Source organism: Acinetobacter sp. FB, assembly GCF_056033405.1.
On the sequence record NZ_CM148502.1, the window covers coordinates 2095605 to 2121279 of the forward strand.

The following is a 25675-nucleotide window of genomic DNA, read 5'->3' on the forward strand; positions in this document are numbered from 1 at the left end:
ACATAATTAGTTTTAGCATGTTCTGACTCTTTCGCATACTTAAATGTTGTTATGTTTTTTAAATTTAACATTTGGGAATTAATAAAAAACCTCTTAATTACAATGAATAAAGAGGTTTTCAGAATTGTAAACTATGCTTTATTCATCATTAAGGGCGCATTCAAAACTATTTGGGTTTTGCTTACAACGCACTTTTTTCAGAAAGTTCATCATTTTTGGATCATAAATACCCGCTTTGGTTAAAGAAATACGAGCTTCGCGCATCATTTTCATATAATTAAGCTGTTCTTCAGGGGGGATATTCATCCAATATTTTTCAGGAATTTCTTTTTCATATTTTGCGATTATATTAAAAGTACGACCAAGTTGACCCGCTACCCATTCACGAGACTTTTGCCCAAATCCTTCAGGAAACTTATCCTTTCGAATAATAAAATTTGCTGAAATTTGTGTTAATGGAAATTTTACGATTCCACCTTTATCCCCCAAACCTTTGTAGAGTTCAAAGGGTTTATAAGCAACGATCGGTGCTGGGACAATATCAATCTGATGATTATTAAATTTTGCACCAGCATTGGTGACGTCGACAGAAACCGCTTGAGCACCAACTTGAGCAACAAGTTTAGGTTGAGCTTCATCATATGCAAATACTCCAACCTTCTTTCCAGCAGCTTTGGCTAAAGTATTAATACTACGATCAGCTACAAAGAGGTAAGCAGGACCAATCGTTCCTAAACCAGCAATTTCATAAGGACCATTAAGCATACTTTTTGCTGCTTGTGGTTTAGATAACAATTGATAGGCAAGTATTGCTGTTTTTAAGTCTGTCAATGCACCAATTGCATCCAATGATCCTACATATTTATTGAATTGGCGACCACGCAAACCACTAATAATCGCACCATCACATTGTCCAACTTTCAAATCTTCTGCTGCGACTCGCTCATCAACATAAGCGCGTAAATCAATATCTGCACCCCACTTTTTAGCTTCAAGTGCATAATCCTTTGCTAATGCAAATGCATCCCCCGATTTGCCGACTGGATCAAAAACACAAACGGTCTGTTTAGCTTGAGTTGATATAGCACATCCAAATAATGCTAACCCAATTAAACTTTTTTTAATTGTCATTTATTCTTGCTCGATAAGATTGATTTCTTTATCACACCCGATCAATGATCATTATCCTATGACAAGGTTTATTTTTTTTAGGAATTTCCAGTCAATTACTCTCTAAACAAGATCATTTTAAACAATTCTAATTTGCCAAATAATTACTGAGCTATTCGCGGTGGAAGCGCATATGTTCCAATCACATGCGCAACTGGTTCTTCATCATCCAAAGAATAAAGCCACACTTCACCTGTAACTAATGTTTTACCAACTTTGATTAATTTACACTCAGCTTTAATATCTTGATTTCCATTAGGTTTACGAAAAAAATTAATGGTCATGTTGGTTGTAACAGCCATAGCAATTAGACCTAAATGCCCCATAATCGCAACATAAAGCGCGAAATCAGCCACCAACATCAAGGTTGGACCTGATACAGTTTGACCTGGACGTAAATCGTTCTGATCTATTTTATAAAGTAACTGTGCCCCTTTAGGACTAATCTCTTCGATACTAGTTTTTTCGAGTGCTTGAGGAAATTCCTGTGCCAAAAAATGAGTAACTTCATGCTTACTAAGCGCCATAACAATACATCCCAAATGACTTAGATTATTTTTAAATTATGACTAAAACTATAAACAAACATTTAATCAGCTTGATCTGAAAGTTCATTTAAGACTTGCCAATAACTAGGAGGCTCAGGAACATGTCCACGCTCTAATAACATCTGGTGCATTTTAGGTAACTTAAAATATGGAACTGTTGCCATTAAGTGATGTTCTTTATGGAAATTCACATGGATGGGCGCAACTAAAGCACGAGCAATATAACCTGCTTTTGTAGACCGTGTATTCGTTAATGCACTATTACTGGTTGGCATACCTGCATGTTCTGCCATCGAACGAACACGTAAAAATAATGGAAATGGTGTTAAATATGCCAATATCCAAAGTGCATATAATTTAGGATGACCGGCTGCCCATAATATTGAAAATAAAGCAGCATTTGTAGCTATTGCACCACCACTATTTTTTAGAAATGCTTTTGGATAGTCGACCCAATGGCGTCCCTCTTGAGAAATCCAACGACGGTCATTTGATACCGTCCACTCCATTTTCTCAACATCCATAAGTACTCGTCCAAGCGCGAATTTTAAGCCGGTTATTCCAGAAACATCACGGAAAAACTTACGCATTAACGATTTCTTCGAAGTTGGGAAACCCTCTACTAAAGACAGATCAGGATCCTCTACAGTAGAAGTTTTACTGTGATGGCGTAAATGATGGGCACGATATTTCTTTAAATCATTCCAGATTGGACGAGCACAAAGCCAATCAGTAGCAATATCATTCAGCCATTTGGTTTTAAATAAGCTTTGGTGTGAAGCATCATGCATAATAATTGCAAGCGCAAGTTGACGACCCGCTAATATTACCAATGCAGCAATACACATCAGTAATTTGCCCCAGACAGGTAAATACTCCCATGTACTGGCAACCGCAGCAAAAGTTCCACCAATGACTGCCCAAGTTGATAAAACAGCCCAACTACCGTGTAAATCTGACTTTGTTGTCAATTCTGTGATTTCTTCTCTTGTGAACAAATCACTTACTGATGTACGTGTATTCATATCCCTACCCTACAATTTTTCTATTTCTATAGATACATAAATATAATTTTTATTTTAGATTAAGTAATATTTCTGTCAATACATTAAAATTAATTTTTAAGTAATATTTATGCTAAACTGATTTCATAGAATCGTTGCCATAATTCCAGTCCAGTCTGATCCAATTGCTGAACACTTAATGCAAATTGATCACGTAAATGAACATCAACAAAATCCTCAGGTAATAATGGATCATTCATCAGCAAAGAAATGGTCTGCCGACCAAGCAATAACGATTCTTTAGCAGCAATATCTAAGCTTAATTGCTCAACTGTCTCCAACCACTTTTGAATCATTTGACTATATTTTTTATAGTTTTGATTAAGTGTTTGAGTGGGCCAAAGCTTCGGAATTTTATTTAATGTTGTGGTGTCGAAATGATTAATTTGACAAATTTTGGCGCTTTTTTCTAAGCCTGAAGCTTGTAATGCCAAAAATACCTCTTTAAAAGAAATGGCTAAATTATCAGGGCGAATATAAATACCTTGTTCTAACTCTTTAAAACCGAAGTGCTTTAATGCGCGTTCTCGGCGGTGTAAAGCTGTACGATCAACCCGCCCTAATTCACCCGTAAAGACAGCTAAGTATTGATGATCCCATTGTTTTGTTTGTTTAATTCCGTTTTTACGGTTCAACATTACATCGGCCCATTCATGTGATTTAGCCGTAAATTGATATATACCCCGCTCAATTGCTTCAATCACCCCATCACTAGATAATCGGGTTACTGCGACACGAATACTATTTTCGCTAATCTCAAAAAGCTTCGCTGCGATAATAATTTGTTTAATCGAGATCTCACGACCTTGTAGCCCTAAAAGTAAATCAATGATTAAATCTCGGGCATTCATTTTAGCTATTGTCATCTTACAATCGAACCAGTTCTAAACATGAAAAAAGAAATAAAGAATAAGAATTTTAACTTAGAATCTCTCCCTTTTAGTAATTTTTCTAAAAGGGAGATTTTATTTTTATAGAAAAACAAATAATAAAATAATACCCAGTACAATTCGATACCAAGCAAATACGCGTAAAGTGTGGCGTTCAACAAATTTAACTAATGCGCTCACCACCAATAATGCCGAAATAAAAGCAGCAACAAAACCGACCCCAATATTCAACATATTATCTTGTGTCAATACATCCGCATTACGAATAAGATCAAAAGTTGCAGCCCCCAACATCGTTGGCATCGCAAGAAAGAAAGAAAATTCTGTTGCCGCTTTACGAGACAAGCCTGAGAACATTCCTCCCACAATGGTAGCACCAGAACGAGAAGTCCCTGGAATCATTGCAACGCATTGTGCACAACCGACTAAAAAAGCTTGCTTGTAAGTAATTTTTGTCGCTTCAGTTGTTTTATGATCAAAATTCTTGGATTCAACCCAGAAAATAATCAGACCACCAACAATCAGTGCGATTGCGACCACAAGAGGACTAAATAGGACGCTTTTAATAAAATCGACTGCAAAAATACCAATCACGACAGCAGGAAAAAAAGCAATTAAAACGCTAAAAGCAAAATGACGTGCTTCTGAATCCCCACTAAAAAAACCTTTAACCAAATCAAAAATCTTTTGTCGGTATAACCAACAAACAGCCAAAATTGCACCAAGCTGAATGACAACTTCAAATACACGCCCATCGTCAGAATGGAAGTCGATCATGTGACCAAATAAAATTAAATGACCCGTACTCGAAATTGGTAAAAATTCGGTCAAACCCTCAATAAACCCTAAAAATAAAGCCTTTAAAATTTCAATATGTTGCATAACTTACTCAAAAAATGCGTAATTCAAGATTAAAATAAAGGGCAAGCTTACCTTGAAATTAAATCATTTTATGTGATTGTCACGTAACGTTTTAAGCTTGATCTTTCTAGCTCTAGTACTGATTTCTTATTAAATAATCATCAAACTATTTTTCTTTTGCATTTGTTCAACAACTTCACGTGTATCGAATCCTAAACGCCAATAAAGCAACTCTAAAACATCTAATTCATCTTGCGTGATGATACGATCGCTCCATAAACATCGCTCTGCAATTGCTAAAATATTGAGCCGATCACGTAATAACAAGCCTGAAACATCATTTAAAATTTCTGCCAAATCAAGTGGTTCATCAGAAATATCTGCATAAATCTGCATTTCTTCGGGTGCTAAAATCTGTTGAAGAATTCGCTCACGCACCTCAAGCTGATTTGGACTATTAATTTGCTGTACATGTAATAAAGCATCAATTAAATGCACAATTTGTGCTTTCACATCTTCAAATGATGTTGGTAAATGTGCAGGCATAAGATTGAGTTCACGCTTCACCCGCTCCAATAATAAAGCATCAAGCAAACCCACCTCACCATCTTCTTGAATAATACAAGCCAATTTAGTCAAAAATTGACGAGCAATACTTGTCGGCATATGCCCAATATTCTTACAGGCATCATGGAAGATTTGAACATGAATACGTCCATCCAAATTCAATAAAGAATCTACGATTGCATGACTTACAGCAGCTTCTTGAGGGATAAACTCACGATATTGACGAATCATCAAAATCGCAACCATCACTTCCCTTGAACCGGTCGCCGTTTGCATCGCTCTTTGTATCAATTCTGGGCGCTTTTTATTCTTCCGCATTTCAGAGTTTAAAGGCTTAATTGCATCATTTAAGGCAAAACTGATCGGTGATAAACGCAATAAAGGTAAAGGCTGTGGCGAGCTCCAAGGTAACGTCATATCTGTCATTTCCTCTTCCAAAGAACGAAATAGACTGAATAAAGGACGATTGCGTAGCTTTTTTAAATTTTCTAATTGTAAATCCTGTAACAAAGTAGGATTTAGTTCATAAATTCGATCTTTGATACTTGGATGAATATTCATCCAACTTTGTGGACTAAGAGAATTTGCGAAACACATATGTGAAATCGATTCTGAATACGCACTATGAATTTGGGAACCTGAATGGTGGACATAGATCCGTAACAAGGTTTGAATATTGGCATTATTATTCATCAAACGCATAGTTTTCAGGTCATTACGAAAGGTTCGCCCACTTAAGGTCAAATATTTAATTAAACGCGTAATTAAGATGCCTAAACTCCCAATTAGCCAAATCACTCCACCAATCGCAACAAAAATAGTTTCGAATTTGTTTCGATAAGACGTTGCATAAGGATTGTAGCCTGCTTGAGCTAATTTACTTCCCCATTGACTAAAGGTGGTTAAACCACTGTATAAGATTTTTAATTTAGTATTTTCAACTGCTTCACCTGATAAAATCTGGTTGAATTCATAACTTAATAAGCCATATAGCTCTAGTTCATCTAAATTTTGTAGAGCACCCCAAGTTAAAATAATTACGATATCTTGAGATCTGAAGCCTGCGGTTAAGGCATTCACACCAACTTCATCTGGGAGCACATAAACAGCGGGGGTATCGATCGCAAAACTTTGAGCAACTTGCTCTACGACTTTTAATGCTGTGCTTTCTTCGGGCGTACTTTCGTCAAAAACAAGGCGTCTTGCTTTAAGTTGTTTTGCAAGTGAATGGCCGCCTTCACGTAAGACATAAAGCTCAGCACCAACCGACCAAACCATAACGAAGAATAAAAGAAAGATGAAATATGGACTAAGAACATGCCACCAAATGGCTTGAGTGTAGTCAAAGAAATGAACGACTAACCCCAAAATCAAATTGAGAATAAAAACTGTCGACAACATAGCGAGCAAGCAAAAACTTACCGACCATGCAATATTTTTATTTTCAATTAAATAATGGCTCATTTCTTTCAATGTAAGTTTTCCTGATTACATTGTTGATCTTAGAGGCTTTGAAACCTTAATTATCATAAAATAAAAAAGCGGGAATTTCCCGCTTTTCTATAGATTTAAATGATTACTCTTCTTTAATACCTGTTAAATCAACAGAAGAAGCATCGATATTTACATCAATATAACCATCTGCTTTCTTTTTTGCTGAATCATTACGTTTCTGCTCGAGATTTATTAGATAGTCATTATCAATCCCACCAGCCACATAGATCCCGTCAAATACAGAACAATCAAATTCTCTTAAATCAGGTACTTTGCTGGTACGCACTGCGTTCTTTAAATCTTCCAAATCTTGGAAAACTAAACGATCTGCACCAATAATCTCACGAATTTCTTCAACTGTACGATCTGAAGCAATTAATTCAGATTTTGCTGGCATATCGATACCATACACGTTTGGATATTTCACCATAGGTGCAGCCGAAGCAAAGAATACTTTCTTCGCGCCAGAATCACGTGCCATTTGAATAATTTCATTACAGGTTGTACCACGTACAATCGAGTCATCCACTAACAGTACATTTTTATCTTTAAATTCAAGCTCAACTGGGTTTAGCTTTTGACGAACTGATTTTTTGCGCTGCTGTTGACCTGGCATAATGAAGGTACGTCCGATGTAACGGTTTTTCATAAAACCTTCACGGAATTTCACACCTAAAATATTAGCCAATTCTAATGCTGAAGTACGACTGGTATCTGGAATTGGAATGACCACATCAATATCGTGCTCCTCACCCCATTCGTTTAAAATTTTATACGCCAGTTTTTCACCCATTTTCAAACGAGCTTTATAAACTGAGATGCCATCAATTGTTGCATCTGGACGAGCAAAGTACACATATTCAAAAATACATGGACGATATTCAGGATTTACTGCACATTGTTTGGTAAACAATTCACCATTTGAATTAATGAAAATTGCCTCACCTGGTGCAATATCACGCTCAACTTTAAAACCTAGCGCTGTAATCGCAACGGATTCAGAGGCAATGATATATTCAGTGCCTTGTTCAGTTTCACGAGAACCGTAAACTAAAGGACGAATCCCATTTGGATCGCGGAAACCAACAAGCCCATGACCTGTGATCATCGCAACAACCCCATAAGCACCTTTACAACGCTCATGAACACGAGATACGGTGTGGAAGATATTTTCTGGCGTTGGATTGAGTGTACCGATCTTCTGTAACTCATGTGCAAACACGTTGAGTAAAACTTCAGAATCAGAATCAGTATTCATGTGACGTAAATCTGTTTTAAACAGATCATCATGAATTTCTGCGGCGTTGGTCAAGTTACCATTGTGTGCAAGGGTAATACCATATGGAGAGTTTACATAAAACGGCTGTGCTTCAGCACTACTTGATGAACCTGCTGTTGGATAACGAACATGTCCTATCCCATAGTTACCAAGCAAAGCACGCATGTGACGGGTATGGAATACATCACGCACCATACCATTATCTTTGCGGAGGAATAAACGCCCTTGATGGCAAGTTACAATCCCTGCTGCATCTTGTCCTCGATGTTGTAACATCGTCAAGGCATCAAATAACATTTGGTTTACTGGCGATTTACCGGCAATCCCAACAACTCCACACATAGCAACCTCGCGACAAGCTAGGAACGGGGTTTAACCCCAATTAATAAAAAGGATTTTTCGTGGAATGATCAGAACGTTGATCTACTGAAGCGCGTTCTGACTCCTCCATTTCAGTCGAAGGGCGATGTAATAACGCACCTTCAGATGTCATTTGATGTATCGCTTCATTTGCAGCATCTTTTGATATTTCGGTCGCTAATGGTGCGTATGGCAATAAGATCTGTACAAATTTTGATTGCTTCCAATGTGGTGAACTATTCACCCAAGGACCGACACCCTGCATCGCAATCAAGACAATTAATAAACCTTTTAGTGAACCAAATGCACCGCCTGCTAGACGATTTAATGGGCCCAATTTTAAACTTTTCAAGAGCCCATTCAGGAATGCGGTAATAACCCACGTGCAAATCACGATGGCTAATACAATAAAAGCAAAAGCAGCAATTTTTTGCACAACTGGGTCTTGGCTTAGACTGCTCATAGCCGGTGCCCAAATGACCGCGTATTTAGCCCCAATGACCAATGCGAATATCCACCCGATCAAGTTCGCAAAGGCTTTAATAAATCCTTGACGCAAACCGTTCAGCCCTCCAATGAGCAAGATGATCAGGATGATGATATCAAGTGTGTTCATGTCACACAGTCATCGCGTTAACACAATCTTTTACTAGTGTTGGACCTGTGTAAATAAGGCCACTGTATACTTGAACGAGACTCGCGCCCGCCTCTTGTTTTGCTACGGCCTGCTCACCTGAAACAATTCCCCCAACACCAATTAAAGGAATTTTTCCATCTAAAACATCGGCGAACTGACGTAAACATTCGGTGCTTTTTTCAAAAACGGGTGCGCCCGACAAACCACCGGCCTCATTACCATTTGGCAGATTTTCAACACCGTCTCGCCCTAATGTTGTATTGGTAACAATCAAGCCATCAATCTTAAATTTCAATAATTGTTTAGCGATGAATGTAATATCTTCAGGCGTTAAATCTGGCGCTACTTTGAGTACTAAAGGAACATAATGATTATTTTCTTTAGCAAGTTCTAGTTGACGTTGTTTCAAAGTTTGTAATAGCTCTGTAAGTGCATCGCCACTTTGTAAACTACGTAAATTCTTTGTATTCGGTGAGGAAATATTAACTGTAATATATGATGCGTAATTATAAACTTTTTCTAAACAAATCAAATAATCAGAAACCGCATCTTCAACGGCAGTCTCTGCATTTTTACCAATGTTAATTCCTAAAATGCCTTTAAACTTAGCAGCTTTAACATTTTCAATCAGTTGATCAACACCGTCATTATTGAATCCCATGCGATTGATGATTGCTTTCGCTTCTGGAATACGAAATAAACGTGGTTGAGGATTACCTGCTTGTGGACGTGGTGTAATGGTACCAATTTCAATAAAACCGAAACCTAAAGCGGCTAGAGCATCAATGTGCGCACCATTTTTATCTAAACCAGCAGCAAGACCAACAGGGTTTGGAAACTCGATACCCATACAGCTCAATGGTTTATGTGCAGTTTTCTGATGCATCAATCCAAATTTATGCGCTGTATCGAGCATAGAAAGTGTGAGTTCATGTGCACGCTCTGGTGCCAAAGTAAACAACAAAGGGCGAGCCAATGAATATAACATACCAATCACAGTCTACTGATTTTTCAAGTAGCCGTATTATAGGCATAGGCTCAACAAAACACCATGCTTGACATAGGCTTATTTTGTAGAGTCTTTGCTTTAGTGCTTCTTGATTAAACAATTTTCTGGTTTTATTCAGATTTTTAATCTTAGTCAGTTCATTTGCAATTGATTCAAATTCACATTTCGCAGTTCAATAAAAAAAGGAACTAAGCTCGTTTAAAGCTTAGTTCCTTTCACTAAATTGTAGAAATGTTACTTATTTCCAAGAATAAGACACACCAGCACCTACAGCAGTTGTATTGCCATTATTAAAGCCTGTTGAGAATGCTCCCTTGATTGCAACACCATTATCGAAGTAATGACTTGCTCCCACAGCGATAGCAGACTGACTATCATAATACCCCATACCCATACCGACAGTAGAAGCCCCTTGTTCAGCTGGCATTGGAATATTTGTCATCGCAGTAATACCAGCAATACCTTGCGCGGCAATTTCTCGGTTTTTACGAACATCTTGATTCGTTTGATCCACACGGCTAGATACATCTCTAAAGTTATTTTCTAGATCCATAACTTTGGTATCAGTATAAGCTTTCGAATCAGAAAGCACTTTTGCATCAGCAGTTTTATATTCTTGACGCATTACCACTTCACGACTATCTGTATATCCTTTTGCACTTGTTAATGTTGCCTGATCACCTGCATCTGCATAAGTTTTAGCATCAGTTAAAGTTTTGGTATTGGCATCTTTCATCTGCTTAACATTTACAGCATCAGTATCTTGTACACCAGCTGCAACATGAATAATCTGACGTTCTTTACCAGCAGCACCAACTGAAACAGTATTATCTCTATCAGACGCTGAATCATTACCCAAAACAACAGCATTTTTGGCAGCAGTATTTACGTTATTGCCAACAACAAAACTGTTATCACCAGTGATCGTATTATCATTACCAACAGCATAACTTCCATTTGCTTGAATGACGTTTGGATCACCAAAGGCACCTGAACGCTCACCTTCAACTTTATTGCCTTTACCGACTACAGTATTTGATTTTCCTTTTGCTGAAGCTCCAGAACCCACAACCGTATTATTTTCACCATCGGCAACAGCACCATCTCCAAGAGCAGTAGCTCCAGAGCCTGTGGCTTTAGCACCAGAACTCGTTACATTTGGATTAGCATCAAGGTAAGGATTGTTACCACCACCACCTTGAGATGCAAGCCACTCTTGTTCTGTACCTGTATAGCCATTGTCAACGGCTATTTCAAATGCACTCTTACCATTTGCTCCCGTATCTCCTTTAGGTCCTTGAGCACCTGTGGCTCCTGTTGCACCAGTCGCACCGATATCACCTTTGTCGCCCTTAGCTCCAGTCGCCCCCGTAGCACCGACATCACCTTTGTCGCCCTTAGCTCCTGTTGCACCCGTAGCACCTACGTCACCTTTATCGCCCTTGTCACCTTGAGCGCCTGTAGCTCCTGTTGCACCCGTAGCACCAGTCGCGCCGATATCACCTTTGTCGCCTTTAGCTCCAGTCGCGCCCGTAGCACCTACGTCACCTTTATCGCCCTTGTCACCTTGAGCACCTGTAGCACCAGTCGCGCCGATATCACCTTTATCGCCCTTAGCTCCAGTTGCACCCGTAGCACCTACGTCACCTTTATCGCCCTTGTCACCTTGAGCACCTGTAGCACCCGTAGCACCTACATCACCTTTATCGCCTTTAGCTCCAGTTGCACCCGTAGCACCGACATCACCTTTATCACCTTTATCACCTTTATCGCCCTTGTCACCTTGAGCACCTGTAGCTCCTGTGGCTCCAGTAGCACCAGTCGCGCCGATGTCACCTTTGTCGCCCTTAGCTCCAGTTGCGCCCGTAGCACCTACGTCACCTTTATCGCCCTTAGCTCCAGTTGCACCCGTAGCACCTACGTCACCTTTATCGCCCTTGTCACCTTGAGCACCTGTAGCACCAGTCGCGCCGATATCACCTTTATCGCCCTTAGCTCCAGTTGCACCCGTAGCACCTACGTCACCTTTATCGCCCTTGTCACCTTGAGCACCTGTAGCACCCGTAGCACCTACATCACCTTTATCGCCTTTAGCTCCAGTTGCACCCGTAGCACCGACATCACCTTTATCACCTTTATCGCCCTTGTCACCTTGAGCACCTGTAGCTCCTGTGGCTCCAGTAGCACCAGTCGCGCCGATGTCACCTTTGTCGCCCTTAGCTCCAGTTGCGCCCGTAGCACCTACGTCACCTTTATCGCCCTTGTCACCCTGAGCTCCTGTAGCTCCTGTTGCACCAGTCGCGCCGATATCACCTTTGTCGCCCTTAGCTCCAGTTGCACCCGTAGCACCTACATCACCTTTGTCGCCTTTTGCTCCAGTTGCGCCCGTAGCACCTACGTCACCTTTATCGCCCTTGTCACCTTGAGCTCCTGTAGCACCAGTCGCGCCGATATCACCTTTGTCGCCTTTAGCTCCAGTCGCGCCCGTAGCACCTACATCACCTTTATCGCCCTTAGCTCCAGTTGCACCCGTAGCACCTACGTCACCTTTATCGCCCTTGTCACCTTGAGCTCCTGTAGCTCCAGTTGCACCAGTTGCGCCGATATCACCTTTGTCGCCCTTAGCTCCAGTTGCGCCCGTAGCACCTACGTCACCTTTATCGCCTTTATCACCCTGAGCACCTGTAGCGCCCGTAGCACCTACATCACCTTTATCGCCCTTGTCACCTTGAGCGCCTGTAGCACCGATATCACCTTTGTCGCCCTTAGCTCCAGTTGCACCCGTAGCACCTACGTCACCTTTATCGCCCTTAGCTCCAGTCGCGCCCGTAGCACCTACATCACCTTTATCGCCTTTATCACCCTGAGCGCCTGTAGCTCCCACATCACCTTTATCGCCTTTAGCTCCAGTTGCACCCGTAGCACCGACATCACCTTTATCGCCCTTGTCACCTTGAGCGCCTGTGGCACCAGTTGCGCCTACGTCACCTTTATCGCCTTTAGCTCCAGTTGCACCCGTAGCACCGACATCACCTTTATCGCCCTTGTCACCTTGAGCACCTGTAGCTCCTGTAGCACCGACATCACCTTTATCGCCCTTATCACCTTGAGCTCCTGTAGCTCCTGTTGCACCCGTAGCACCTACGTCACCTTTATCGCCCTTATCACCTTGAGCACCTGTAGCTCCTGTTGCACCCGTAGCACCTATGTCACCTTTATCGCCCTTGTCACCCTTATCACCTTGAGCTCCTGTGGCTCCAGTTGCGCCCGTAGCACCTACGTCACCTTTATCGCCCTTGTCGCCCTTATCACCTTGAGCACCTGTAGCTCCTGTTGCACCCGTAGCACCTACGTCACCTTTATCGCCCTTATCACCTTGAGCACCTGTAGCTCCTGTTGCACCCGTAGCACCTATGTCACCTTTATCGCCCTTGTCGCCCTTATCACCTTGAGCACCTGTAGCTCCTGTTGCACCCGTAGCACCTATGTCACCTTTATCGCCCTTGTCGCCCTTATCACCTTGAGCACCTGTAGCTCCTGTTGCACCCGTAGCACCTACGTCACCTTTATCGCCCTTGTCGCCCTTATCACCTTGAGCTCCTGTGGCTCCAGTTGCGCCCGTAGCACCTACGTCACCTTTATCGCCCTTGTCGCCCTTATCACCTTGAGCACCTGTAGCTCCTGTTGCACCCGTAGCACCTACGTCACCTTTATCGCCCTTGTCGCCCTTATCACCTTGAGCTCCTGTTGCACCCGTAGCACCTACATCACCTTTATCGCCCTTGTCGCCCTTATCACCTTGAGCTCCTGTGGCTCCTGTTGCGCCCGTAGCACCTACGTCACCTTTATCGCCCTTGTCGCCCTTATCACCTTGAGCTCCTGTTGCACCCGTAGCACCTACGTCACCTTTATCGCCCTTGTCGCCCTTATCACCCTGAGCGCCTGTTGCACCAGTCGCGCCGATATCACCTTTGTCGCCCTTAGCTCCTGTTGCGCCAGTCGCGCCGATATCACCTTTGTCGCCCTTAGCTCCTGTTGCGCCAGTAGCACCTACGTCACCTTTATCGCCTTTATCGCCTTTATCACCCTGAGCACCTGTAGCTCCTGTTGCACCAGTTGCGCCTGTAGCACCTACATCACCTTTATCGCCCTTGTCGCCTTTGTCACCTTTTAAAGAGGCTAGCCACTGCGTTTGTGTACCAACATATCCACCTACAACTGCAAGTTCATAAGCACTTTTACCATCAGCACCACCGCCTGTTGGTAAACCATCAATTTGGCTTTGTAAACTCGTTAATTTAGTATTTACAGCAGTAAAAGCACTTCCTATATTTGTATAATTTGACCCTTGTATGACATAAGTTGGGCCAGTAAATACACCTCCGCTAAAACCTGCACCACCACCAAAAACATTGGCCAACGAATTTAGTTGGCCAAAATTAACTGCATCATTTGTAGATATACCGTTTGATAGGTTAGTGATCTTATTATTATTGAAGGAAATTGAACCATTTCCAGGATCATTCCCTAATGCCCCCTTAGAGGTAATTCCGCCTGCTCCAACTTTTAAAGTATCCGTGCTAATTGTTACATTTAAATCATCATTCAACAGTTTATTATCGGAAACCAATGTACCTGAAGGTTGATTTAAACAATAAAGCGTTCCCCAATATTGTTGTGAAATAATCGTATTATTCAATGCAGCAGTCGCAATACTCGGATTATTGTTAGAGCCTTGTGCGCCACATGTAATCACTTGCTCAGCAAATACTTGTTGTGAAACCAAACTCATTAAAGATAGACCTGTAGCCACTACCAATGGTTTCAACTTAAATAACTGAATGTTACTGGCTATTTTTGATGGTTGTTGCACGCTTCCAGTGACCTGACTCCCCTTACCTGAATTTTTGGTATTTTCTGATACAACGACACAGCACCCTAGAGATTTATTCCAAATTTTTTTAAAGATAAGATTCATACTATTCCCTTCTTTTTGTGAATATAAACACATAAATTAGAGAGTATTTTTAGTAATAAAGAATCATTGAAATTTGGTAGAAAAATAAAAAAATATCGATAAAAAAAACTGTTTGGAATAACAAATTTCAATGATGCAAATCATCTTCAACTCACATTTAATAACGTGAAAACAAAACAAGAAAAAATTAAATATTTTTTATGATTAAAAACAAGGATTAAACATGAGTATCTTAGAGAGACTAAGCAGACGCGAACGTCAAATTTTTTTAAATGTTGGTATACAATTATCGCGTTAAAGAAATATCCCTCAAACTACACATCAGTGAACGTACTGTCACCACGCATCAAGAAAATATTTACCAAAAATTAAAAATCCATCACCGTGCCTGCTTAATTCAGTTCTGTCCCTATTATTCAGAATTTCTAAATAATCTTACCTCTAGAGAACGCAGCATCGTTCAGTTATTAACTCAAGATCTATGTAGTTCAGATATTGCTGTACAGCTCAATCTAACTATTGAAACTATTTATAGTTATCGCAAATCGATAAATCGGAAATTCAAAACAATCCAAGAAAAATACGATGTTTTGGGAGTATGCGCCTAAGTCAAGATCAATTTTAATGACTTACACAACAATGACTAACAACACTTCTGAAAACTAAAAGGAAAAAATTATATGAGCGCAGATCCATATGTTGGTGAAATTATTCTTGTACCTTACAACTTTGTCCCTCGCGGCTGGGCTATTTGTAATGGACAATTACTTTCGATCGCACAATACCAAGCATTATTCAGTTTATTAGGTACAACCTATGGTGGTGATGGTGTAAGAACATTTGCATTACCAAATTTAGTAAATCGATTTGCGCTAGGTGTAAATAATAATGCACAGCTTGGTCAGGTGGCTGGTAATAATAGTACGACCATATTAGCGACTAACTTACCACCTCATAACCATGTGATTGCAGCTCAAACTGTTGCAGCAACAGTAACATTTACTCCACAAGCAAGTTCTGCTGGTGGTAATACATCGAGTCCAACTGATGCTATCTGGGCAAATGCGAACGATGCCACCACAGGTGGAACACTTGATACTTTCGCTCAAAACGTAGCCCAACCAGTCAATATGAAAGCAATACAAGGTAGTGCTCAAGTGACCATACCTTTGCAAACCACTTCTAATACAGGTTCTGGGCAACCAATCAATATAACCAACCCATATTTAGGCTTGTATTACATCATTAGCTTGGAAGGCATTTATCCTTCGCGACAATAATTGTATTTTTATCACAATGAATCTAGACATGTTAATTCAAACTAGATTCATTGTACTAAGATAATTATTTAGGGAATACAACGTAAGGCATAAGTTACAGAATATTTTTAAAAGTTAAAATTAAAGTAATTTTTAGGTGAATTATAGTATAAAAATCAGATATTAAAAAATATAGATTAATAATAATGATAATTAATAAGTTATCGTTTATTATTAAAAATTAAAACAAGTATTAATTTAAAATAAATAAATGAATTATTATTAAAAAAATATAGAAAATATAAAAAGCATGTTTATAATTAAAAAAGCTTCACTACTTGATAATTACTATGATCGAACAAACGATAGAAAAAGAAGCACATTTTGACAGTCCCCTATTTTCATTCGACTTACCAAAACCGGTATTGATTGTCGAAGATGACAGCATTATTCAAAATAGATTAAAAAAACTATTAATAGATCTTAATTACAATAATGAAGATTTAATCTTTTCTAATACACTGGATCAATCTATAGCCTCAGTAAAAGCAAAAAAGATTGCTTTTGCTCTAGTCGATTTGGGACTACCCGATGGTAATGGCACCAAACTAATCAGAACTTTACGCCAAAAGAATCCCACTGTTCCAATTTTAGTTATATCTGCATGGAGTACAAGAGAAGCTATTTTTAAAGCGATTCAAGCAGGTGCAACTGGCTATTTATTAAAAGAACGAGATGATTTTGAAGTCCTCATGTCTATTAAGCAAATCTTAAAAGGCGGTATACCAATCGACCCTTTTCTTGCTCAGATTATTTTAACAAACATGGTCAAAAAGCCACAAAAAATTAAAAACTCACCTGAAAATTTATCTGCAAGAGAATTGGAAATCCTAGATTACGTTACTCAGGGATTTAACAATCAAGATATCGCAAATGAATTAGGATTATCACGTTATACCGTAGAAGCTCATTTACGTAATATATATAGTAAACTTGCGGTAGATAGTCGTTCTAAAGCAATAAAAATTGCTTATTCATTAGGTTTATTCTGAAAATTGAGAAAGAAATTAGAAATACATGTCGATTATTCAAAATTCATTTAACCTATTTATTCCTATTTTCATCATAGCATTTGGTGCTATTTTACTAACCACAACTTTAAAAAAATATTTACCTCCTTCTATTTCTTGGTTATCAATTTTCCTAATAATAACAGGATCTAGTTTATTAATTCTGCATTTAGCCCCTGTTCAAAAAACATCTCATTGGTATTTCTTTTTCAGCTTAATTTATTTAGGTGTATTTTTCTCATTTGCTCAATCAGTTTTATATAAGTTCAATCAATCTTTTTCTTTCAAATTGAGTTTTATTCTGGTTAGTATTTTTCTTCCTCTATTGTTTTATTTCGCTTATCTAAATTCAAAATTAGAACTTACTTTACTTATTTCTTTCCTTTTTTCGGCGTGCATTGTTGGCTTAAAATTTCCAAAAATCTTCGCTGTAAATAGCCATAGTATGATAGACAAAGTGATCAAAATTATTTTTCTAGCATCGGGTTTAATTTTTATAGTCCCTCTCATCGATCAGAAAATTATTTTTCAAACAGTGCACACAGATCATGATTGGTTTCAAATACAATTGTGCTTTTTATTTGGGCTGCTGATTTTTTCAACATTATTAATTATCAGTAATGTCAAAGATATTTTAAATATTCATCAAACAGAATTAGAGAGAATGAGGCGTCAGGAACGACTACAATTTTCTCATGATTTACATGATATTTTGGGCAGCTCTTTAGTTCGTTCTATTGGTGTGATTAGCCAAAGTAAAGAAAATTTTGATAACCAACAATTCTTATCTATTCTGAAACTGCTTCGTGATGATCTCAGAGAAGTCATCGACAGTGGATCAAGTGTCTCAGGTGAAGTTCCAAAAACACCTATTTTATGGGGAGCACCTGTTAGACATCGATTTAGTCAAATTTTCAATGAGTTAAGTATTCAATCTGTTTGGGATTTTGCAGAAGTTTGGCATTCACAACCTAGTGCATTGGAATGTTTGACATTATTGCGGATTACAGAAGAAGCACTTACCAACGTCATCAAACATAGCTACGCCAAAAAAGTCATTGTTCGTTTGTATTTTTCTGACCTTAAGCAAATTATTTTAGAGATTGAAGATGATGGCATCGGCTTTAATGTCGATGAAGTGAATAGTGCAAATGTCAATATTGGTTTGCGTAGCATGAAAATTCGTCTTGAGAAAATTCATTCTGTCATGGATGTTCAGTCCAAGCGTGGTCAAACCATCATTAGAGTCATTCAGAGTTAATCATGATGAATTTATAAATTTAAAGGAGCTTCAAGCTCCTTTATATTTATTGCACGGTTGCAGTTAACTTAATTTGGTTGTTATTTGAAACCATATCCATTTTTTGGATGCTTAACCCCATTTGAGAGAGTTGCATTAAGAAGTTTGCAAGAACAGCATAATTTTGATGTTCAGCGACAATTTGAATTTGCTCACCATTCTGCTGTGAAGAAACTGATAAGCCTTGTTGTTGTGCCGTACGTTGAATTTTATCTGCCGCTGATAGCTCCAGATCATTTGCAGGTTTCATTGTTGCTGCATTACTTTGCATCCAAACCGTTAAATCTTTTAATTCATTTAAACGTTTTTGCTGTTGCTCGGCCAATGCATGCATTTTCCATAATGCAAAACCAATAATCACAACAATTAAAAAAACTGTTGTGAAAATTACCATCACGCGTTCACGTACAGATAAGCTCTGTAAATATTGATTTAAGGTTTCAATTTTTTGATCGAAACTATTTTGTAGAGCTGTTAATGCTTTCATTATTTTACTTTTACCACCCCAATCGCACCAATCGAATCTGCTTGAACGTTACCTAATTCAGCTTGGAAACCTTGTTGGTTTAATTGTTGAGTTAATCCTTGTAAGTCATCTGCGGATTTAGCTTTTAATGACATTGCTAAAGTCGAAGCATCATAATTGACTTGCTGAGCAATGATCTGTTTCTGCATTAAAATCGGTCCTACTCTACTCAACAACGAAAGTGCTTGAGTATCACCTAGCTGACTCATACGTAATTGACTTTCAAACTGACTTTTAATGTTCTGCTCAGTAACGCGACTATTTTCACCAAACCAGAATTTATATTGATCTATCGCCTGCGCCGATGTCTGATCAGCCACTTTTTTTAGTTTAGACCAACGTAAAGCATCATAACCCAATTGAACAAAAATGACGGCAACCAAAACTAATGCTGAAGCTTTCCAATAACCTGACCATTGAACTTCTGCATTCTTGGATTTTGGCAAAACATTAAATGGATGCTGTTTTGCCTTTGCCAAGGGTTGAAATTGGTAACTAAATTCAGTGTACTGATCTTGGCTTGAAGCAGCCATAACAGTTGCTAATTCAGCTGAATTAAGATTTGCCAGCTTATAGTTCGTTTCAGATGTTTGAAACTCAAGGAATAATCCCAAGTCATCCACTGAATTACCAGACCATTCCGATTCTCTTACCAACAAGTGATCATAAAGGTTTGCAATCACCACTTGATTTTCTTCTGGTGTTGGCAAGATTAAAAAATCAGGTAAGAACGCTGCAATTTGAATTGGCAAAAGACTAAGCGCATGTTGCCACGTCTCAACTGTGGAATGAGCCACGCCCATCACATTAAGCTGATCATTTTGAAAATGATGAACCACCTTCATTTGATCAATTGGCAAAGTCACATATTCTTCTAATAAGTATTTAAGCCCTTCCTGCCCTAGCTGCTTGTAGTGCATTTTTGTCATAGGTTGTTGCAAGATTTGTGCATTACGGCTTGGAAAATAGACTACCGTCTCTTTTCCATTATGCGCTTGTAAGTCCTGAATCAACTGCTCAAGACTATTTGCCTGTAACCAATTTTCCCCTGCCGACCAATACCATGTTCCATTGGTTTCGGGCATCCATAAATACAGCATCGGTGTTCAGTACCCTTATCCTATCGCGGATATATAAATTATAGTGTTGGTATAAAACGATTCTTTTGTGTTGATAAACCATTGGCAATCACAGCTTGATCATAAATACGTGCTTCTGCTAATGCAAACGGATTAAAATTCTCATGCGTCAATTGCTCTGCGATATTTGCAACTACATTCATATGACAGACCACAGCAATGGATTCATAGGGTAATTTAGATAACCATTCTATTGCATCCTTAGCATCATCATCAGGTTTAATTTTATCGCAAATTAAAACAGGAATGCCGTGAAAATGAGCCTTGATATGTGCCAAAGTTTCTTGGGCACGTAATAGCGGACTAACAATAAAAATTTCAGGCTGAATGACATCTTTTAAAAAATGTCCTGTTTGCTCTGCTTGTTGATGTCCACGCAATGTTAATGGGCGTTGCGTATCATTACCGTTGATTGCTGGAGATGCTTCACCGTGACGTACTAAAGTTAACTGCATAAAACGACCTTATTATTTATACCTATATACTAACAATGATTGATGACAGTTTTCTGATTAAACTTCATGATGTGGTAAAACAAATTCTACATCACTACGATGACCATTTTTCATCAATGATAAAGCGATCGTCATTGGTGGCGCATTTTCAAAAATAACTTCATATAAAGCATTGGTAATCGGCATATAAACATCCAATTCTTGTGCTTTAGCACGTACTTGGACAATGGTATTAATCCCTTCGGCTGTTTGACCTAATTCTTTAGTTGCTTGATCAAGTGTTTTACCCGAACCGAGTGCAAAACCAATTTGATAGTTACGACTTAATGGACTATTACAAGTTGCAAATAAATCACCTACACCAGAAAGCCCCAAGAAAGTTAAAGGATTTGCACCCTGTTTTACCGCGAAACGACTCATTTCCGCCAAAGCACGGGTTAAAATCATGCTTTTGGTGTTTTCACCGATGTTATAAGCAGCACCCATCCCCATAGCAACCGCATAAATATTTTTTAATGCTCCACCCAGTTCTACACCGTGTACGTCATCGCTACCAAACACACGGAATAACGCACTATGCAAAGCATGTTGTACCGCATAACGTACCAATTCCGATTCACTTGCAATCACGGTTCCTGATGGCATACCTGCCATAATTTCTTTGGCTAAATTAGGCCCTGATAAAACGCCGTAAGGAACTTCTGGTAATTCTGCGCGAATAATCTCACTCATGAAACTAAAGGTTTTTGCTTCAATTCCTTTGGTTAATGAAACTACTGCTTGGGCTGTAATAAACGGCGCAATTTGTTTTAAAACATCACGAAATGAGTGACTAGGAATTGCGACCAAAATAATATCTCGATCTCTTACCGCTAATTCTAAATCAGCAACAGCGCGTAAAGCTGGCTCTAATGGATAATCAGGTAAATAACGTTTATTAATATGTGTTTGATTAATTTCTTCTGCTACAGCCGCATCACGAATCCAAATCATGGTATCGCAACCATTGCGTACAGCTAAATTTGCCATTGCTGTACCAAAACTTCCACCACCTAATACAGTAATTCTTAATGCTGTTTTTTGATCTACTGCCACAGGCTCAACTAAATCACTAAATTTTAACTCTGTCATTTTTTTTCCTGAAACCAATTTCTTTCTTTAATCATTCATCAATAAGATTAAACTTGTTGCCATACTTTTAAAAAATCTTGACTCTCTATTTCTGCACGAGGTGCAATCGTTTTAGCGGCTGTTCCAATATAAATAATACCAGAAATCAAATCTTGCTCTTTTAAGCCGAATTGTTGCTTAAGCCAATTGGATTCTACAACTGCACCAGAACGCCACATACTCGCAAAACCTTGTGCTTGTAATGAGAGTAAGAAGTTTTGAACAGCAGCACCCGTACTTAAAATTTGTTCGAAGTGTGGAACCTTTGGGTGATCTTGGATCGTGGTTAAGACTAAAACAAGTAAAGGCGCGCGAAATGGATGATGTTTTACTCTTTCTAATTGTGCAGGGTCATTTTCGCCCATATCAGCTAAAGCATTTGCCAAATGCTCACCAAAAGCCGCTCGTTGCTCAGGTGTTACAACCACAAAACGTGTTGGTTTCAAACGATGATGATCAGGTGCGGTCAACGCAGCTTGTACTGCTTTTTCGAGTTGTTGTAAATTTGGCGCTGGTTCAACAAGCTGACCAATAGATTGACGTTGATGAATATTTTGATGAATTGTCTCTATATTTGAGTCCGTCATTGACATGAATCTAACTAACACAAGGATTTGTTTAGATTAGCATAATCTAGCCAATTTCCACCACGTTTAATCCTTGCTTAATCATGAATTTGAGAAATTTAACAGAGCGCTACTACAAACTGTACATAACCTGCAAAAGCAATTAAAAATAATATGTTCAAATAATCCAATTAGGTAACTACTTGAGAACAAGCAATGAAAAAAACGTTAATCATGAGTTTATTAGGTGGCTTGGTACTCGGGCTCACCGCATGTGCATCAACACCGACCAACACCTTAGCGATCCAAAAAGAAAATAATCAATATGAAGTGACGGGAATTGGTAAAACCAATTTGATCGCTAAAAATAATGCCATTAGTGCCGCTCAAAAAACTTGCACCCGAAATACATCACCAGTCGTGGTTGATGAGAAAACTGCATATCAAGGCGTTTTAAAAGGTGTAGTCGATGAACAAACAGGCAAATTGGTTGAAGCTGCTGCGGGTGTACTTGGAACGATTACAGGTAAAAATGCTTCATTAGCCAAAGATGATGACTATCAAACAACGCTTACTTTCTATTGCAAAGCCAATTCATAAATATAAAAAAGCCGATATTAATATCGGCTTTTTTATTAAATTCAGCTTAGTGAGCTTCGCTCGTAGCCTCTTCTGAAGCAGGGCTTACTGCTTCAGTATTTTTCTTATCTTGTAATTCTGGCTTATCAATTGCGTTGATCGCAGCTTGTTGCTCTGGAGTAGTCGGTGCTGATACTTCTGAAGCTACTTGTTCTTGCTGTTCAACATTTTTTGCTTCTTCTTTCTTTCCACATGCAGTCAACATGATTGGAGCAATAATTAAAGCGGCAAGGGTTAATTTCATTTTCATCACGGCTTTCCACAGTTACTTGGTTAAGTTGATGACAATCATATTGCAAATATATGACATTTTAATGACACAATAAAAAGAGCCGATTGATATCGACTCTTTTTTAAATCACTTGTTATATAATGGAAGCTAAACCTTACTTAAGCACGCTCAATTAAAACAGCCACCGCAGGTAATGTTTTGCCTTCTACAAATTCTAAGAATGCACCACCACCCGTTGAGATATAACCGATTTGATCAGCAACCTCATATTTATCAATAGCTGCTAATGTATCACCACCACCTGCAATTGAAAAACCAGCAGATTCAGCAATTGCCAATGAAAGCGTCTTGGTTCCTTCACCAAATTGATCAACTTCAAATACGCCTACTGGACCATTCCAAAGAATCGTTTTTGATGTTTTTAAGATTTCTGCAAAAGCTTGTGCAGTTTCAGGACCAACATCTAAAATCATGTCAGTATCTGCAACATCTTCTACTTTCTTAACAACTGCTTGAGCATTTGCCAAAGAACCTAAGAAGTCACTGAAGTCGATTTGAGTTGCATCAGCAACAACGACATCAGTTGGTAATGGAACACTTACTTTTGCAGCAATTTGTTTCGCAGTGTCAATTAAATCAGCTTCATAGAGAGATTTACCAACATTGAAACCAGCAGCAGCAAGGAATGTATTAGCAATACCACCACCCACAATCAATTGATCACAAATGCTAGAAAGTGAATTTAATACATCAAGTTTTGTTGATACTTTAGAACCCGCAACAATTGCTACCATTGGTTTTTCAGGTGTTTGCATTGCTCGACCTAGCGCATCTAATTCAGCGGCTAATAACGGACCAGCAGCAGCAACTTTTGCAAAACGTGCTACGCCTTCTGTTGACGCTTCTGCACGATGAGCAGTACCAAATGCATCCATAACAAATACATCACAAAGTGCTGCATATTTTTGTGCAAGCTCTTCTTTATTTTTCTTTTCACCATGATTGAAACGTACATTTTCAAGTAATACCACTTGACCCGCTTCAACCTCAACGCCATCTAAATAATCAGTAAATAATTTAACATCCTGACCCAAAGCAGTGCTTAAATAAGCTGCAACTGGTGCAAGTGATTGCTCTGGCTTTGGCTCACCCTCTACAGGACGACCAAGATGAGAAAATACCATTACCGCAGCGCCTTTATCTAACGCAGCTTTGATTGTTGGTAATGCAGCACGTAAACGTGCATCGCTGGTAATTTCCCCATTTTTTACAGGAACGTTTAAGTCTTCACGAATAAGAACACGTTTACCTGCTAAATCAAGGTCAGTCATGCGCTGAAAATTCATGGATGGCTCTCTAGTTGATTTTAAAAACGGCACAATTTTAAATGATTCTCTGAAATAAAGGTGAGTTTTTTTGCAGAAAAGCTGTCTAAAATTTCACTTTTGATTATCATAATCATCGTCATTAAATCTTTGTATTATTATGTCTATTCATCCTGATCCAAAAATTAATCGTTTAAATGTTCTTGGAGAACCTTTATCTAGTTGTTGCTTTGACCCAATCACGGGCTATTTCCGTAATGGTTTTTGCCATACGGCGGTCACGGACTTAGGTCAGCACACCATGTGTGCGCAAATGACTTCAGATTTCTTAAATTTCTCACAAAAAGTTGGGAATGATTTAATTACCCCTTTACCAGAAGTGGGTTTCCCTGGATTAAAACCAGGTGATTTTTGGTGTATTTGTGTCACACGCTGGGTTGAGGCATACGAAGCTGGTCAAGCCCCACCGATTAAGTTGAATGCTTGCCATAATGCCGTTTTGCATTATGTGCCACTGAATATTCTCGTGGAATATGCGGTCTAATGAATCAGTTTGAATTGATTTTGGCATCGAGCAGCCAAACCCGTAAAGACTTGATGGATCGTTTACGATTGGACTATCGTTGTATTTCACCTGATATTGATGAATCTGCAATGGGTGAATTACATGCCGATGATTTGGCTAAACGTCTGGCTTATGAGAAGGCACGTGTCATTGCTGAACAAAATCCAAATGCGATTGTCATTGGTTCTGATCAAGTCGCTTGGCGTGAACACGCACCATATGACTTTATTGGTAAGCCTTTAAGTGTTGAAAATGCTATTCAACAATTACAAGAAAACTCAGGGAAAATCGTGTTTTTTAGCACCGCTCTCAGTGTTCAGCACTTGCAATCAGGGTTTGAAAGAACACTGGTTGAGCATTACCAAGTGAAATTTCGCCAATTGACACTAACTGAGATTGAACGTTATATCGAAATTGATCAACCCTTGCATTGTGCGGGTAGTTTTAAGTGTGAAAGCTTAGGGATTAGCTTATTTGAGAAAATGGTTGGTGACGATCAAACTACGTTGATGGGTCTACCCATGATTCAATTATGCAAGATCTTACGCGCTTTCGAGCTTAAGGTTCCTTAG

Annotated in this window: 24 protein-coding genes; 7 read left to right on the forward strand and 17 right to left on the reverse strand. The window is 39.0% G+C overall.

Annotation, left to right across the window (positions count from 1 at the left end; all coding sequences use genetic code 11):
• Window positions 1-138: 138 nt before the first annotated feature.
• From AC0JIQ_RS09915 to AC0JIQ_RS09960, 10 genes are all read right to left on the reverse strand, one after another.
• Window positions 139-1131, reverse strand: a complete 993-nt coding sequence (locus AC0JIQ_RS09915; protein WP_474201548.1) for a putative solute-binding protein — start codon at window positions 1129-1131, stop codon at window positions 139-141.
• A 143-nt stretch (window positions 1132-1274) separates the two neighbouring features.
• Complete coding sequence (locus tag AC0JIQ_RS09920) at window positions 1275-1697, reverse strand: PaaI family thioesterase (RefSeq protein WP_474201549.1); 423 nt, start codon at window positions 1695-1697, stop codon at window positions 1275-1277.
• A 62-nt stretch (window positions 1698-1759) separates the two neighbouring features.
• Entirely contained in the window at window positions 1760-2743 is a 984-nt protein-coding gene (locus AC0JIQ_RS09925) for a fatty acid desaturase family protein (RefSeq protein WP_474201550.1), read from the reverse strand.
• A 107-nt stretch (window positions 2744-2850) separates the two neighbouring features.
• Window positions 2851-3648: a PaaX family transcriptional regulator gene (locus tag AC0JIQ_RS09930; protein ID WP_474201551.1), complete on the reverse strand. Its 798-nt coding sequence runs from the start codon at window positions 3646-3648 to the stop codon at window positions 2851-2853.
• Between the two features lie 105 nt (window positions 3649-3753).
• Window positions 3754-4554, reverse strand: coding sequence for an undecaprenyl-diphosphate phosphatase (locus tag AC0JIQ_RS09935; protein ID WP_005160682.1), 801 nt, complete (start codon window positions 4552-4554; stop codon window positions 3754-3756).
• A gap of 129 nt (window positions 4555-4683) precedes the next feature.
• On the reverse strand, window positions 4684-6573 hold the full coding sequence (locus AC0JIQ_RS09940) for a M48 family metalloprotease (protein WP_171066556.1): 1890 nt from the start codon (window positions 6571-6573) through the stop codon (window positions 4684-4686).
• Between the two features lie 103 nt (window positions 6574-6676).
• A complete protein-coding gene (purF, locus tag AC0JIQ_RS09945) occupies window positions 6677-8215 on the reverse strand; it encodes an amidophosphoribosyltransferase (RefSeq protein ID WP_474201552.1) in 1539 nt (512 codons plus the stop codon).
• 40 nt (window positions 8216-8255) lie between these two features.
• Window positions 8256-8849, reverse strand: a complete 594-nt coding sequence (locus AC0JIQ_RS09950; RefSeq protein ID WP_005215519.1) for a CvpA family protein — start codon at window positions 8847-8849, stop codon at window positions 8256-8258.
• Window position 8850: 1 nt separating this feature from the next.
• On the reverse strand, window positions 8851-9858 hold the full coding sequence (locus tag AC0JIQ_RS09955; RefSeq protein WP_474201553.1) for a quinone-dependent dihydroorotate dehydrogenase: 1008 nt from the start codon (window positions 9856-9858) through the stop codon (window positions 8851-8853).
• Between the two features lie 259 nt (window positions 9859-10117).
• Window positions 10118-14857, reverse strand: coding sequence for an ESPR-type extended signal peptide-containing protein (locus AC0JIQ_RS09960; RefSeq protein ID WP_474201554.1), 4740 nt, complete (start codon window positions 14855-14857; stop codon window positions 10118-10120).
• A 272-nt stretch (window positions 14858-15129) separates the two neighbouring features.
• On the opposite strand from AC0JIQ_RS09960, the gene AC0JIQ_RS09965 reads away from it, so the two are divergent.
• The 4 genes from AC0JIQ_RS09965 to AC0JIQ_RS09980 all read left to right on the forward strand — a co-directional run bounded on the left by AC0JIQ_RS09965 (window position 15130) and on the right by AC0JIQ_RS09980 (window position 18447).
• Window positions 15130-15465 (forward strand): helix-turn-helix transcriptional regulator, encoded by a 336-nt coding sequence (locus tag AC0JIQ_RS09965; RefSeq protein ID WP_474201555.1) that lies wholly within the window; start codon window positions 15130-15132, stop codon window positions 15463-15465.
• 72 nt (window positions 15466-15537) lie between these two features.
• Window positions 15538-16137 carry a phage tail protein gene (locus tag AC0JIQ_RS09970; protein ID WP_474201556.1) on the forward strand — a complete coding sequence of 200 codons (600 nt, stop codon included), beginning with the start codon at window positions 15538-15540 and terminating at the stop codon, window positions 16135-16137.
• 329 nt (window positions 16138-16466) lie between these two features.
• Complete coding sequence (locus tag AC0JIQ_RS09975; protein WP_034601242.1) at window positions 16467-17168, forward strand: response regulator; 702 nt, start codon at window positions 16467-16469, stop codon at window positions 17166-17168.
• 682 nt (window positions 17169-17850) lie between these two features.
• Window positions 17851-18447 carry a sensor histidine kinase gene (locus AC0JIQ_RS09980; RefSeq protein ID WP_227505844.1) on the forward strand — a complete coding sequence of 199 codons (597 nt, stop codon included), beginning with the start codon at window positions 17851-17853 and terminating at the stop codon, window positions 18445-18447.
• Window positions 18448-18493: 46 nt separating this feature from the next.
• Here AC0JIQ_RS09980 and gspM read toward each other — a convergent pair whose 3' ends face one another.
• From gspM to AC0JIQ_RS10005, 5 genes are read right to left on the reverse strand one after another with little or no spacing between them, the layout of a single operon-like run.
• The gene (gene gspM / locus AC0JIQ_RS09985; protein WP_474201557.1) at window positions 18494-18973 is read right to left on the reverse strand and encodes a type II secretion system protein GspM; all 480 of its coding nucleotides are present in this window, start codon (window positions 18971-18973) and stop codon (window positions 18494-18496) included.
• Window positions 18973-20112, reverse strand: coding sequence for a type II secretion system protein GspL (gene gspL / locus AC0JIQ_RS09990; RefSeq protein ID WP_474201558.1), 1140 nt, complete (start codon window positions 20110-20112; stop codon window positions 18973-18975). The genes gspM and gspL overlap by 1 nt, the downstream gene beginning before the upstream one ends.
• 38 nt (window positions 20113-20150) lie before the next feature.
• Window positions 20151-20606: a phosphohistidine phosphatase SixA gene (sixA, locus tag AC0JIQ_RS09995; protein WP_474201559.1), complete on the reverse strand. Its 456-nt coding sequence runs from the start codon at window positions 20604-20606 to the stop codon at window positions 20151-20153.
• A gap of 57 nt (window positions 20607-20663) precedes the next feature.
• Complete coding sequence (locus AC0JIQ_RS10000) at window positions 20664-21737, reverse strand: NAD(P)H-dependent glycerol-3-phosphate dehydrogenase (RefSeq protein ID WP_004661512.1); 1074 nt, start codon at window positions 21735-21737, stop codon at window positions 20664-20666.
• Window positions 21738-21784: 47 nt separating this feature from the next.
• The gene (locus AC0JIQ_RS10005; RefSeq protein ID WP_474201560.1) at window positions 21785-22363 is read right to left on the reverse strand and encodes a nitroreductase family protein; all 579 of its coding nucleotides are present in this window, start codon (window positions 22361-22363) and stop codon (window positions 21785-21787) included.
• A gap of 195 nt (window positions 22364-22558) precedes the next feature.
• On the opposite strand from AC0JIQ_RS10005, the gene AC0JIQ_RS10010 reads away from it, so the two are divergent.
• Window positions 22559-22942: a hypothetical protein gene (locus AC0JIQ_RS10010; RefSeq protein WP_004661508.1), complete on the forward strand. Its 384-nt coding sequence runs from the start codon at window positions 22559-22561 to the stop codon at window positions 22940-22942.
• A 46-nt stretch (window positions 22943-22988) separates the two neighbouring features.
• Here AC0JIQ_RS10010 and AC0JIQ_RS10015 read toward each other — a convergent pair whose 3' ends face one another.
• Entirely contained in the window at window positions 22989-23231 is a 243-nt protein-coding gene (locus AC0JIQ_RS10015; RefSeq protein ID WP_474201561.1) for a hypothetical protein, read from the reverse strand.
• Window positions 23232-23371: 140 nt separating this feature from the next.
• The gene (locus tag AC0JIQ_RS10020; protein WP_474201562.1) at window positions 23372-24559 is read right to left on the reverse strand and encodes a phosphoglycerate kinase; all 1188 of its coding nucleotides are present in this window, start codon (window positions 24557-24559) and stop codon (window positions 23372-23374) included.
• Window positions 24560-24698: 139 nt separating this feature from the next.
• Between AC0JIQ_RS10020 and AC0JIQ_RS10025 the strand changes: the two genes are divergently transcribed.
• Window positions 24699-25082: a DUF2237 family protein gene (locus AC0JIQ_RS10025; RefSeq protein ID WP_050039473.1), complete on the forward strand. Its 384-nt coding sequence runs from the start codon at window positions 24699-24701 to the stop codon at window positions 25080-25082.
• Window positions 25082-25675, forward strand: a complete 594-nt coding sequence (locus tag AC0JIQ_RS10030) for a Maf family protein (RefSeq protein ID WP_474201563.1) — start codon at window positions 25082-25084, stop codon at window positions 25673-25675. Before AC0JIQ_RS10025 ends, AC0JIQ_RS10030 begins: the two co-directional genes overlap by 1 nt.

Excerpts from the sequence above, each read along its gene's own strand:
- sixA (WP_474201559.1), bottom strand. The coding sequence starts at position 20,606 with ATGCAGTTAACTTTAGTACGTCACGGTGAAGCATCTCCAGCAATCAAC.
- AC0JIQ_RS09980 (WP_227505844.1), top strand. The coding sequence starts at position 17,851 with ATGAGGCGTCAGGAACGACTACAATTTTCTCATGATTTACATGATATT.
- AC0JIQ_RS09970 (WP_474201556.1), top strand. The coding sequence starts at position 15,538 with ATGAGCGCAGATCCATATGTTGGTGAAATTATTCTTGTACCTTACAAC.
- gspM (WP_474201557.1), bottom strand. The coding sequence starts at position 18,973 with ATGAAAGCATTAACAGCTCTACAAAATAGTTTCGATCAAAAAATTGAA.
- AC0JIQ_RS09965 (WP_474201555.1), top strand. The coding sequence starts at position 15,130 with ATGTTGGTATACAATTATCGCGTTAAAGAAATATCCCTCAAACTACAC.
- AC0JIQ_RS09920 (WP_474201549.1), bottom strand. The coding sequence starts at position 1,697 with ATGGCGCTTAGTAAGCATGAAGTTACTCATTTTTTGGCACAGGAATTT.
- AC0JIQ_RS10030 (WP_474201563.1), top strand. The coding sequence starts at position 25,082 with ATGAATCAGTTTGAATTGATTTTGGCATCGAGCAGCCAAACCCGTAAA.
- AC0JIQ_RS10000 (WP_004661512.1), bottom strand. The coding sequence starts at position 21,737 with ATGACAGAGTTAAAATTTAGTGATTTAGTTGAGCCTGTGGCAGTAGAT.
- AC0JIQ_RS10020 (WP_474201562.1), bottom strand. The coding sequence starts at position 24,559 with ATGAATTTTCAGCGCATGACTGACCTTGATTTAGCAGGTAAACGTGTT.
- purF (WP_474201552.1), bottom strand. The coding sequence starts at position 8,215 with ATGTGTGGAGTTGTTGGGATTGCCGGTAAATCGCCAGTAAACCAAATG.
- AC0JIQ_RS09955 (WP_474201553.1), bottom strand. The coding sequence starts at position 9,858 with ATGTTATATTCATTGGCTCGCCCTTTGTTGTTTACTTTGGCACCAGAG.
- AC0JIQ_RS09930 (WP_474201551.1), bottom strand. The coding sequence starts at position 3,648 with ATGACAATAGCTAAAATGAATGCCCGAGATTTAATCATTGATTTACTT.
- AC0JIQ_RS10015 (WP_474201561.1), bottom strand. The coding sequence starts at position 23,231 with ATGAAAATGAAATTAACCCTTGCCGCTTTAATTATTGCTCCAATCATG.
- AC0JIQ_RS09915 (WP_474201548.1), bottom strand. The coding sequence starts at position 1,131 with ATGACAATTAAAAAAAGTTTAATTGGGTTAGCATTATTTGGATGTGCT.
- AC0JIQ_RS10025 (WP_050039473.1), top strand. The coding sequence starts at position 24,699 with ATGTCTATTCATCCTGATCCAAAAATTAATCGTTTAAATGTTCTTGGA.
- AC0JIQ_RS10010 (WP_004661508.1), top strand. The coding sequence starts at position 22,559 with ATGAAAAAAACGTTAATCATGAGTTTATTAGGTGGCTTGGTACTCGGG.
- AC0JIQ_RS09950 (WP_005215519.1), bottom strand. The coding sequence starts at position 8,849 with ATGAACACACTTGATATCATCATCCTGATCATCTTGCTCATTGGAGGG.
- gspL (WP_474201558.1), bottom strand. The coding sequence starts at position 20,112 with ATGCTGTATTTATGGATGCCCGAAACCAATGGAACATGGTATTGGTCG.
- AC0JIQ_RS09960 (WP_474201554.1), bottom strand. The coding sequence starts at position 14,857 with ATGAATCTTATCTTTAAAAAAATTTGGAATAAATCTCTAGGGTGCTGT.
- AC0JIQ_RS09935 (WP_005160682.1), bottom strand. The coding sequence starts at position 4,554 with ATGCAACATATTGAAATTTTAAAGGCTTTATTTTTAGGGTTTATTGAG.
- AC0JIQ_RS09975 (WP_034601242.1), top strand. The coding sequence starts at position 16,467 with ATGATCGAACAAACGATAGAAAAAGAAGCACATTTTGACAGTCCCCTA.
- AC0JIQ_RS10005 (WP_474201560.1), bottom strand. The coding sequence starts at position 22,363 with ATGACGGACTCAAATATAGAGACAATTCATCAAAATATTCATCAACGT.
- AC0JIQ_RS09925 (WP_474201550.1), bottom strand. The coding sequence starts at position 2,743 with ATGAATACACGTACATCAGTAAGTGATTTGTTCACAAGAGAAGAAATC.